At 38.5% G+C, this 10,516-nt stretch carries 10 protein-coding genes and 1 tRNA gene; 5 read left to right on the top strand and 6 right to left on the bottom strand.

Features of this window, described 5'->3' with window-relative positions; all coding sequences use genetic code 11:
- Positions 1–35: 35 nt before the first annotated feature.
- A tRNA-Met gene (locus ABN212_RS02835) sits at positions 36–112 on the bottom strand.
- A 296-nt stretch (positions 113–408) separates the two neighbouring features.
- On the opposite strand from ABN212_RS02835, the gene mltA reads away from it, so the two are divergent.
- Both mltA and tcdA read left to right on the top strand, forming a co-directional pair.
- Positions 409–1,503 carry a murein transglycosylase A gene (gene mltA / locus ABN212_RS02830; RefSeq protein WP_198620946.1) on the top strand — a complete coding sequence of 365 codons (1,095 nt, stop codon included), beginning with the start codon at positions 409–411 and terminating at the stop codon, positions 1,501–1,503.
- A gap of 110 nt (positions 1,504–1,613) precedes the next feature.
- Entirely contained in the window at positions 1,614–2,462 is an 849-nt protein-coding gene (gene tcdA, locus ABN212_RS02825; protein ID WP_198630374.1) for a tRNA cyclic N6-threonylcarbamoyladenosine(37) synthase TcdA, read from the top strand.
- Between the two features lie 77 nt (positions 2,463–2,539).
- Here the strand turns inward: tcdA and csdE are convergent, their stop codons facing one another.
- Both csdE and csdA read right to left on the bottom strand, forming a co-directional pair.
- The gene (gene csdE / locus ABN212_RS02820) at positions 2,540–2,980 is read right to left on the bottom strand and encodes a cysteine desulfurase sulfur acceptor subunit CsdE (protein ID WP_198620945.1); all 441 of its coding nucleotides are present in this window, start codon (positions 2,978–2,980) and stop codon (positions 2,540–2,542) included.
- Between the two features lie 5 nt (positions 2,981–2,985).
- Positions 2,986–4,197 carry a cysteine desulfurase CsdA gene (csdA, locus tag ABN212_RS02815; protein ID WP_198632346.1) on the bottom strand — a complete coding sequence of 404 codons (1,212 nt, stop codon included), beginning with the start codon at positions 4,195–4,197 and terminating at the stop codon, positions 2,986–2,988.
- A gap of 663 nt (positions 4,198–4,860) precedes the next feature.
- Here csdA and ABN212_RS02810 point away from each other — a divergent pair.
- Genes ABN212_RS02810 through rlmM form a run of 3 tightly spaced genes read left to right on the top strand, consistent with a single transcriptional unit; the run spans position 4,861 to position 7,310 of the window.
- Positions 4,861–5,781, top strand: coding sequence for a transcriptional regulator GcvA (locus tag ABN212_RS02810; RefSeq protein WP_023582728.1), 921 nt, complete (start codon positions 4,861–4,863; stop codon positions 5,779–5,781).
- Between the two features lie 43 nt (positions 5,782–5,824).
- Positions 5,825–6,220: a DUF423 domain-containing protein gene (locus tag ABN212_RS02805; RefSeq protein ID WP_036913817.1), complete on the top strand. Its 396-nt coding sequence runs from the start codon at positions 5,825–5,827 to the stop codon at positions 6,218–6,220.
- Entirely contained in the window at positions 6,213–7,310 is a 1,098-nt protein-coding gene (rlmM, locus tag ABN212_RS02800; RefSeq protein WP_109373102.1) for a 23S rRNA (cytidine(2498)-2'-O)-methyltransferase RlmM, read from the top strand. Before ABN212_RS02805 ends, rlmM begins: the two co-directional genes overlap by 8 nt.
- Before the next feature lie 132 nt (positions 7,311–7,442).
- Here rlmM and xni read toward each other — a convergent pair whose 3' ends face one another.
- The 3 genes from xni to queF all read right to left on the bottom strand — a co-directional run bounded on the left by xni (position 7,443) and on the right by queF (position 10,502).
- Positions 7,443–8,192, bottom strand: coding sequence for a flap endonuclease Xni (gene xni / locus ABN212_RS02795; RefSeq protein WP_349442840.1), 750 nt, complete (start codon positions 8,190–8,192; stop codon positions 7,443–7,445).
- 6 nt (positions 8,193–8,198) lie between these two features.
- A complete protein-coding gene (ppnN, locus tag ABN212_RS02790; RefSeq protein ID WP_109373104.1) occupies positions 8,199–9,566 on the bottom strand; it encodes a nucleotide 5'-monophosphate nucleosidase PpnN in 1,368 nt (455 codons plus the stop codon).
- Between the two features lie 90 nt (positions 9,567–9,656).
- Complete coding sequence (queF, locus tag ABN212_RS02785; RefSeq protein WP_349442839.1) at positions 9,657–10,502, bottom strand: NADPH-dependent 7-cyano-7-deazaguanine reductase QueF; 846 nt, start codon at positions 10,500–10,502, stop codon at positions 9,657–9,659.
- Between the last annotated feature and the right edge of the window lie 14 nt (positions 10,503–10,516).

The raw sequence follows: 10,516 nt of genomic DNA, 5'->3' as shown, positions 1-10,516 counted from the left end.
CCGCGACTGATACTATAACTTACTGCTTTGTGAATTGGTTGCGGGGGCCAGATTTGAACTGACGACCTTCGGGTTATGAGCCCGACGAGCTACCAAGCTGCTCCACCCCGCGTCTCCACAGAGGGGCACTATACTCAGGATCTGCCGAGTTGCAAGTTTTTTATGAAATTTTTACAGTTTTCTTTTAAAAACGGTCAGAAATAACACATCAAGATGCAAATTTAGGCAGTTATACTCGTCATACTTCAAGTTATTTAGAGAGTATATACTTGATGTTTAAAAGTCATATTGATTGGGTGATAATAGAACGCAGGTACAACATGTATATTCATTATCTTTATTGATTTGGCTTTGGTATCTTTCTCATTCAAAATCAGTACTCAAATTTAGTTATTAAGCGGGAAAAAAATGGTTACTTGGCGAAAATCGTTAATTTTAGGTATGTTAGCGCTTGCCTTGACTGGATGTCATCGTCCAACAGAGCAAGGGCAACAGTATAAAGATGGAAAGCTTAAGCAAGATCTCATTGAGGTAAGTTCGCCAAATACACAAGGTACACCCATTAATGGCCCTGATTACTTACAACAAGTAAGCCAGATAAACCAAACATCATCCCGTTTATACAATAGCAATAAAGAAACTTATCAAGCGGTAGAAAACTGGTTACGATCTGGTGCTGATACTCGCCAATTACGCCAATTCAATCTTTCTGCATTTCAAATGGAAGGGGTTGATAAGTACGGTAATGTTCAATTTACTGGATATTACACACCTGTTCTTGAAGCCCGTTTAACGCAACAAGGTGAATTCCAATACCCTCTTTATAAAATGCCAGCTAATAGCCGTTCAAAGTTGCCGTCTCGTGCTGCTATTTATAATGGTGCATTAAGCCAATCTTTAATTGCAGCTTACAGTAACTCCATTATGGATAATTTTATGATGGAAGTTCAGGGAAGTGGTTATGTTGATTTTGGTGATGGTAAACCTTTAACGTTCTTTGGTTATGCAGGGAAAAACGGACACCCCTACCGTAGTATTGGTAAAGTGCTTATTGATAATGGCGAAGTAGAAAGAAAAGATATGTCTATGCTGGCTATCAGAGAGTGGGCAGATAAACATAGTGATACCGAAGTGAGAAAATTATTAGAAGAAAACCCTTCATTTGTTTTTTTCAAACCAGAGCCTTTTACACCGGTTAGAGGCGCTAGTGCTATCCCACTTGTTGCACTTGCCTCTGTGGCTTCTGACAGAAGTATTATTCCTGCCGGAACTGTGTTGCTTGCTGAAATTCCTGTACTTGATAATACCGGTAATTTTACAGGCGAATATCAAATGCGTTTAATGGTGGCATTAGATGTAGGTGGGGCAATTAAAGGGCATCATTTCGATATTTATCATGGAATTGGTAAAGATGCGGGTCATATGGCAGGTTTTTATAATCATTATGGGCGTGTTTGGGTATTAAAAAAATCACAACTTAACTCATTAAATCCTTCGTCATAAAAACGATTTGCTATTTATCTGTTCGTTATTAACGGTAAAATTATGCAAACGACATGGCTATGGATATTAAGAGCCATGATTATTTCTGTTATTTAGGTTGTTATCGCATTATGCAAAATTCATTATCAGATTCATATTTACAACGCTTTTCTGGAATAGGGCGACTCTATGGGCAAAACGCGTTGTCTTATTTTGCTCAGGCTCATATCTGTGTCGTGGGTATAGGTGGAGTTGGCAGTTGGGCTGCTGAAGCATTAGCACGTAGTGGTATTGGTGCCATCACCTTAATTGATATGGATGATGTGTGTGTGACTAACACTAATCGTCAAATACATGCGTTAAAAGAAAGCGTGGGTCAGCCTAAATGCGATGTGATGAAACAGCGTATTTTAGAAATTAATCCAGAATGCAAAGTGACTAGTATTGATGATTTTGTCACGGTTGATAATGTCGCTGAAATGATGAATAACGACTTTGATTATGTTATTGATGCAATTGATAGTGTAAGACCAAAGGCTGCATTATTAGCTTATTGTCGCCGTTATAAAATTCCGGTGATCACAACGGGTGGTGCTGGTGGACAAATCGATCCAACACAAATCCAAGTGGTGGATTTAGCAAAAACAATTCAAGATCCGTTAGCCGCTAAATTAAGAGAGCGTTTGAAATCTGATTTTAATGTCGTAAAAAATAGTAAGGGAAAATTAGGGATTGATTGTGTTTTCTCAACAGAACAACTCGTTTATCCACAAGGCGATGGTACGGTTTGTGCGGCAAAAAGTACGGCGGATGGTGTGAAACGTATGGATTGTTCAGCCGGTTTTGGTGCTGTAACGATGGTAACGGCATCGTTTGGTTTTATTGCGGTGTCTCATGCTTTGAAGAAGATGCTAGCAAAGGCGCAGCGTGCTCGTCATACTTCAAGTTGTAGCGTTGTTGACGGCGTTCATTCACACTAGTCACATACTGATGTATGCTCCTAGCGACTCATTCACTTTTCGCCTAGCTACATCTTGAATTATTTAGAGTATAAAACTTAATGCTGGGATGTGAGTGATTTCAATCGCGCGATAATTGCATTCACTCCGTCAGTGCGAGATTGGCTAATTTGATTAGCCAATCCTAATTGTTCAAAAATCGCTAACATATCGATATCAGCTATTTCTTGTGCCGTTTTATTTTCAACAGCGACTAAAATAATAGCCAGTAAGCCTTTTACAATACGACCATCGCTATCACCATAAACATGGTATTTGCCGTCATTATTTAATTCAACGCCTAGCCACACTCTGTTCTCACATCCTTTGATTTCTTTTTCTGTTGTTTTTAATTCATCAGGTAATGCAGGTAATTTACGAGAAAGTTGAATTAATTGGCGATATTTATCTTCCCATGCTTTTGATTTTTGAAAATCATTAAGCAAGATATCTAGGGTGATTTCATTGCCAAAAGGATGCTGTGTTGTAATGTTGGTCATGATAATTATTCGTCTTTTAAGAGTGTTAACGCAAAAATAACAGCGTCAATAAAGGCATCAATATCAGAAAGTTGATTATAAGGCATAAAAGAAATGCGTAAACAGCCTGAAATATTTAATGAATCAATAAGAGGTTGTGCGCAGTGTTGCCCTGTGCGTAATGCAATACCTTTCTCTGTGATTAATGTTGCTAAATCACTATGATGAACACCTTCGAAATTGAAAGAAACAATCGATGAATTGGTGGCTCGGTAACTGATAAACCCATTTAGCTCACTCAGACGCCTCTCTGCTTCTTCTGCAAGCTCAAGAGCATATTGGTTAGCATGATGCATATCTTGTTTTTCTAACCAGGCTAATGTGGCTGAAAATGCAATAACACCCGCAACATTAGGCGTTCCAGCTTCAAAACGCTGAGGAATAGGCGCGGGAGTAAATCCATCAAATGTTGCGTTAGTGAGCATCTTTCCACCACCATGCCAAGGTGCCATGTCTTTTAAATGTTTTCGTTTACCATAACAAATACCTAACCCATTAGGGCCATAAAGTTTATGAGCAGAAAAAACATAGAAATCGATATCAAATGCTGTGACATCTGTTGGGTGATGCGCAATACCTTGCGCTCCATCGACAACCAGTAAGCAATTATCATATTGATGAACGCATTGAGACACTTTATCTAATGCGATTTGAGCACCTGTCACATTCGACATTTGGCTAACAGCAACAATTCGTGTCCGCTTATTGATTAAAGCATTTAAGCTATCAATTGAAGGTAAAAAATGCTCCTCAATAGGCCAACGGATCACTCGAGCGCCTGTTTGTTCCGCTAGTATCAACCAAGGAATAAGGTTTGCATGGTGTTCTTGCTCACTAACAATTATTTCATCACCTGCTTGTAAGCGTGGACGAAAATAACCTTGAGCAATAAAGTTGAGTGATTCTGTGGTGCCTTTTGTCCAAATAATCGTATCACTATCAGCACTATTGATTAATTCGGTAACTTGTTGACGTGTCGCCTCATATTGTTGCGTTGTCTCTTTAGCATGCTGATATTGGCTACGGTGAACCGTCGCAAAATTATGGCGATAAAACGCATCTGAGGCTTCTATCATGGCGAGAGGCTTTAATGCAGTTGCTGCACTATCGAGATAAATAGTTTTTTCTTTAAGAGCAGGAAATTGTTGTCGAAATAAATCAGGTGAAAATACGTTCATAGTTAGGCTGTATTGGTAGACGAATAAATTTTCGTGATTTGTCGTTAAAAATAGGGCGTATAGATTATACGGTTAATTATATTTATTTATAACGGAAACCTAAAGGTACCCGTTTGTTATAAGTCATTGCGCTCATAATAACACGATTAAGATGATGAAAGTTCACTCAATAAAAAATCACTGAGATCAGATTAAGATCCTATTTTTTCTTGTTTTAATTTATTGGGGATAATTTGTAGTGAGTTTTTTTAGAATAAAGATGATAAGTTCATTATAAAAAATGGATGAAAACATCAAAACGGTATGTGTGAGTCATTCAAAAGTAGAGAAAAATAGGGAATAAAAAAAGCACCGCCTTGGCGGTGCACTATAAAATCACTATGGACAGACAGGGTAAATGTACAGGAAGTGAAAAAAAACAGTAGCATCAGCTACTAAGTCTGGAATTTCCAGACAACTTGCAAACACAACATCACAACCACAAAGCCAAAAGTTTCGCAGTATTACTACTACACAACTTTTCGTTCCGGCTTAGGAAGTGCGCTTACTATAGGTATTTACTGGCTAATCATCAAGGGACAATTTATAATGCTTCGCATAAAAAAAACTAATGATGAAAGTTAGGATCTACTAATAGCCAAAATAGGGGTTTAAGAACTGAATATGTCTAAACGTTTACCGCCATTAAATGCGCTTAGGGTTTTTGATTCAGCGGCACGTCATTTAAGTTTTACTAAAGCCGCTGAAGAATTATTTGTGACACAAGCAGCAGTGAGCCACCAAATTAAAACATTAGAAGAATTCCTTGGGCTAAAATTATTTAGAAGACGCAACCGCTCTCTTTTATTAACCGAAGAAGGGCAGAGTTATTACCTCGATATTAAGGAAATCTTTTCATCAATTAACGAGGCAACTCGCAAATTATTAGCTCGAAGCGCGAAAGGCGCACTTACTGTTAGCCTTTCTCCAAGTTTTGCTATTCAATGGTTAGTACCACGGCTATCTGGATTTAATCAAGCTTATCCGGGAATTGATGTGCGAATTCAGGCTGTTGATAGAGAAGAAGATAAGCTGGCTGATGATGTTGATGTAGCTATTTTTTATGGTCGAGGAAATTGGACTGGTTTACGTACAGACCGCCTTTATGCGGAATATTTGATCCCTGTTTGTGCACCATCTTTACTTACAGGTGAAAAACCACTAAAAACCCCATCCGATCTGATTTATCATACATTGCTACATGATACATCTCGTCGAGATTGGCAAGCTTATGTACGTCAATTAGAGATACAAAATCAGATAAATGTGCAACAAGGGCCTATTTTTAGCCATAGTTCAATGGTGATACAGGCCGCTGTACATGGACAAGGCGTTGCATTAGTTAATAATGTAATGGCACGTAGTGAAATAGAATCAGGTCGATTAGTAAGACCTTTTCCAGATGTCCTTGTTAGTAAAAATGCATTTTATTTAGTTTGCCAAGATAGCCAGGCTGAATTAGGTAAAATTGCGGCTTTTCGCCAATGGATTTTATCTCAAGCAGCGAATGAGCAAGAAAAGCTGGGTTTACTGACATCATCTTAATATTGCGATTGGCAAATATCTTCTAGATAGGAAGGAATAAACAGTGAATAGTCGTACATTGCTTATGTTTTCCGCGATTAGTGGCTTCTTTTATGTTGCTTTTGGTGCATTTGCAACTCATAAACTTGCACCGCATTTATCGCCACAACATTGGGAATACATTCAGTTAGCGATGCGCTACCAAATCGTCCATACCTTATTACTTGTCGGGATCGCGGCAATGTTAATGCGTAAAACCATTTTATGGTTTTATTGGGCAGGTATTTTCTTTGGTGTTGGTATTCTACTTTTCAGTGGTAGCCTTTATTGTATGGCGCTAACACAAGTTAGGTTGTTATCTTATTTTACGCCAATTGGTGGATTTAGTTTTCTTATTGGTTGGGCTTTAATTTTTATTGGCGCTTTGCGTCTAAGGGCACCGGCGTCTCGCCATGAATAAAGTTGCATTATATTGTCGCCAAGGTTTTGAAAAAGAGTGCGCGGCTGAGATTACGGATAAAGCAGGTCAAATCGGCGTTTATGGCTTTCCTCGTGTTAAAGAGGGAAGCGGTTATGTGATCTTTGAATGCTACCAAGAAGGTGAAGCAGACAAGATCGCGCGTGAAGTGAGTTTCCGTGAATTAATTTTTGCTCGTCAGATGTTTGTAACAGGTGAATTACTTAAAGATTTACCGCCAGAAGATAGAATCACACCGATTGTTGGAATGTTAAAAGGTGCTGTCGAAAAAGCGGGTGAACTTCGAGTTGAAGTTGCAGATACTAACGAAAGCAAAGAATTATTAAAATTCTGCCGTAAATTTACGGTGCCATTACGTAATCATTTACGTAATGAGAAAATTTTGCTGAAAGTAGAGAATTTTAGCCGCCCTATTATCCATGTGTTTTTTATTGCACCGGGATGTTGTTATGTTGGCTACTCTTATAGTTTTAATAATTCCGCATTTTATATGGGTATTCCTCGATTAAAATTCCCATCAGATGCACCAAGTCGTTCGACATTAAAACTTGAAGAAGCATTTCATATTTTCATTCCTTATGAGGAGTGGGAAGAGCGTTTAGCAAGTGGAATGAAAGCGGTTGATTTAGGAGCATGTCCCGGCGGTTGGACATATCAATTAGTGAAACGCAGTATGATGGTACATGCTGTTGATAATGGCCCAATGGCACAATCTTTGATGGATACAGGACAAGTTCGTCATCACCAAGTTGATGGGTTTAAATTTGAACCTACAACTAAAAATATCACATGGCTTGTTTGTGATATGGTTGAAAAACCAGCTAAAGTTGCTGCATTAATGACAACTTGGATTGCTAATGAATGGTGTCGCGAAGCTATCTTTAATCTAAAACTGCCAATGAAAAAGCGCTATGAGGAAGTCTCTCATATCCTTGAAAAAATAAAGTCAGAGTTAGCGGAAAAAGGGATCAACGTTAAGATCCAAGCTAAGCACCTTTATCATGATAGAGAAGAGATAACGGTTCATATTCAAAATATTTGGGCTGCTTATCGACCAGATCGTGAGTTCTAAAACTGTTCAAAGCACATCGATTTGTTGATGGCAATAAAAGGCTAAGTTTATAAAGAAACTTAGCCTTTTTTAATGGAAGCGAGTTATTCAAAGATATATTTGCTCGTTGAGTTTTAATAACTAAGAACTGAGCTATTTTAACCGTAACTGTTGTAGATTACCGTTTAATTGAATATCAGTACGTAATGTCGTGATTTTCCGACTGATAAATGCAGACTCTTTATGGGTAATAAGTTTGTTTTTCCATTTAGTCGGAACATCATCAATATGCCGATAGAGTGATTCTAGATCTGGGTGAATTTGTAAAAGTTCGGTAGCACTTTTAGGCCCAATACCAGGAACGCCTGCAACCTTACTGCTACTTACGCCTGTTAATCCCCAATAGTCGGTAAGTTGAGATGGCTCGACACCAAACTCAGCTCTAATAAATTCTAAATCTAACCAGCGTCGTTGAAAATAATCGCGTATACGAACAGAGGGCGAAAGCAACTGGCAATAGCCTTTATCCGTTGAAATAATCGTGACTCGAAAACCTGCACTTGCCACTTTAGTTGCCAATGTTGCGGCAACGTCATCAGCTTCATCACCACCTGAGTGCCAGCTCTGTATTCCTAAATTAAGTAACATTGCTTTAATTTCAGGTAATTGTTGTCGCAAGTCATCAGGCATTGGTGTGCGACCCGCTTTATAATCGGGTAACAGTTTATGTCGCCAGCTACCGTCTCTGTCGTCTTCGTCAAAAACTGCTACGGCATGAGTAGGTTGTGTGTGGCCAAGTAGTTGATTGACACTTTGTTCGCATACTGTAAGGCAGGAAGAACCTGATGCCGCATGAATGCGGCGGATCAGGTTTAAAGCATCAATAATCAGCAAATGTATCATAATAAATTAGCTGATAATCTCGTAACACGGTTGGTAAGCTGTACCACCGGGAAGTTTCATACGGTGTTGCTCAACAAAGCCTGCTAATAAAATATCCATGCGACGCATAATTTCGCTATCACCATGAATTTTATAAGGACCATGAGCTTCAATCGCTTTCATACCCACTTCTTTTACGTTACCCGCGACAATACCCGAGAAAGCACGACGTAAGTCAGCGGCTAATTTTTCTGGTGATTGATTTGTGCTTAGATTAAGTGATGCCATGTTTTCATGGGTTGGTTCAAAAGGATGTTGTAAATCAGCATTGATCTTCATTGACCAGTTAAAGCTATAAGCATCACCTGTGCTACGACGATTATCTTTTACCAATGGCATATATTTTTTCATGATACGAGCTACTTCAGGTGCATCATCAATAATGATTTGGTAATGACGACGAGCTTCGTCGCCTAATGTATTGGCGATAAAGTCATCTAATACATTAAAGTAGTCTGCACTTTCTTTAGGACCAGTTAAAATTAGTGGTAATACTTGGTCTTGGTTTTCTGGAGACATAAGAATACCAAGCAGATACAGCAATTCTTCTGCTGTTCCTACACCGCCTGGGAAAATAATAATACCATGTCCAATTCGTACGAAAGATTCCAGACGTTTTTCAATATCTGGCATAATAATCAGTTCGTTAACTAATGGATTTGGTGGCTCTGCCGCAATGATTGACGGTTCTGTCATACCAATAAAACGGCTATTTCTATAACGTTGTTGAGCATGACCCACAGCAGCACCTTTCATTGGTGCTTCCATTGCTCCGGGACCACAACCCGTACAGATATTAAGCTCACGTAGCCCTAATTCGTTACCTACTTTTCTGCCGTAAAGGTATTCAGTTTCATTGATTGAGTGACCACCCCAGCAAACGATCATATTAGGATCTTCATCAATATGAAGAGCTCGTGCATTACGCAAAATCGAGAAAATGGTATTAGTGATGTGAGTACTATTTTCTAAGTTCAGGTGAAGATCACGTTTTGCTGTTGTGATTTGTCCGTGAACAAACAATATGTCACGAAGCACTGCAAATAAGTTAGCTTGTAATGAGCGAATAATTTTTCCGTCAACAAAAGCGTCTTCAGGAGGATTGACTAACTCTAGTTTTACGCCACGTTCACGGCGCAGTACGTTAATATCAAAATCTTGGTATTTAGATAACAGTTCTTTACTACTATCAGTAAGGCTACCAGAGTTGAGAACAGCGAGAGAACAATTGCGAAACAGCTGATAAAGATCACTGCTTGCGGTTCTCTTTAGCATATCAACTTCTAGCTGTGAAAGCAGATCCATGGAACCTAATGGGCTGACATGAGTTATCACGTAGGACTCCTTTTTCTCCTGAAATAACAAACTGAAGTGCAACTGATCTTGGTATAACACAGATCATATTAACATACAGGCATTATTCCGTTATTGTCTGGCTAATCGACTAATTTCTGGAACAAACTCACAATTACTACGCCAAGGATTGATGTCTAATCCACCGCGTCGTGTATATCTTGCATAAACAGTTAATGTTTCTGGCGCACATAATTGCATGATATCGTGGAAAATTCGCTCAACACACTGTTCATGAAATTCATTGTGTTGTCTAAATGAAACTAAATAGCGTAGTAGTTTTTCACGATCAATCTTTTTACCCTTATATTGAATAGCAACTGAGCCCCAATCTGGTTGATTAGTAATAAGGCAATTTGATTTTAACAGATGGCTGACAAGGGTTTCTTCAACTAGTGTATCGGTTGTCGATTCGTTTAACCATTGCGCATCAAACTGATAATTATCAATTTCAATATCTTGTTCATCAATACACTCTCCAGCAAAATCAACAATAGGTTGTGATGTAAAATGCGAAAGTGGATAAATGGTTAGATTAACTTTGCCTTTAGCACAAGTCGTTAAATCTTTAAGTAAGGTTTTTTCGACGATATCCCAACTTTCAAAACGAGTTTGATTAAAACTATTGAGATATAATTTAAAACTTTTAGATTCAATAAGATTTTCAGTGGTTGCATCTAATTCAACATGACCAATAGCAACTTGTGGTAAGCCTTTGCTATTAAGCCATGAGAGCTCATACATGGTCCAAATATCACCACCATTAAAAGGTAAATTTTCAGCAGTTAAAGAGAGTGAATCTCGATTTAGGCTACGTGGTACACCTTGCAATAATCCGGCATCATATTGATCATGATATTGAGTCTCTTTGCCCAGAGATAATGCTTCAAGAGATTTATCACCTTGATATAAAGACATAATTTACATCCTAA

The sequence above is a fragment of the Proteus genomosp. 6 genome, assembly GCF_040139785.1.
Taxonomy (GTDB): domain Bacteria; phylum Pseudomonadota; class Gammaproteobacteria; order Enterobacterales; family Enterobacteriaceae; genus Proteus.
Note: the sequence above shows the minus strand (reverse complement) of the source record. Positions and strands in the feature narration are given on the sequence as shown.

Bases quoted from the DNA above. Each gene is read 5' to 3' on its own strand.
- mltA (WP_198620946.1), top strand. From the start codon at position 409: ATGGTTACTTGGCGAAAATCGTTAATTTTAGGTATGTTAGCGCTTGCC.
- tcdA (WP_198630374.1), top strand. From the start codon at position 1,614: ATGCAAAATTCATTATCAGATTCATATTTACAACGCTTTTCTGGAATA.
- csdE (WP_198620945.1), bottom strand. From the start codon at position 2,980: ATGACCAACATTACAACACAGCATCCTTTTGGCAATGAAATCACCCTA.
- csdA (WP_198632346.1), bottom strand. From the start codon at position 4,197: ATGAACGTATTTTCACCTGATTTATTTCGACAACAATTTCCTGCTCTT.
- ABN212_RS02810 (WP_023582728.1), top strand. From the start codon at position 4,861: ATGTCTAAACGTTTACCGCCATTAAATGCGCTTAGGGTTTTTGATTCA.
- rlmM (WP_109373102.1), top strand. From the start codon at position 6,213: ATGAATAAAGTTGCATTATATTGTCGCCAAGGTTTTGAAAAAGAGTGC.
- xni (WP_349442840.1), bottom strand. From the start codon at position 8,192: ATGATACATTTGCTGATTATTGATGCTTTAAACCTGATCCGCCGCATT.
- queF (WP_349442839.1), bottom strand. From the start codon at position 10,502: ATGTCTTTATATCAAGGTGATAAATCTCTTGAAGCATTATCTCTGGGC.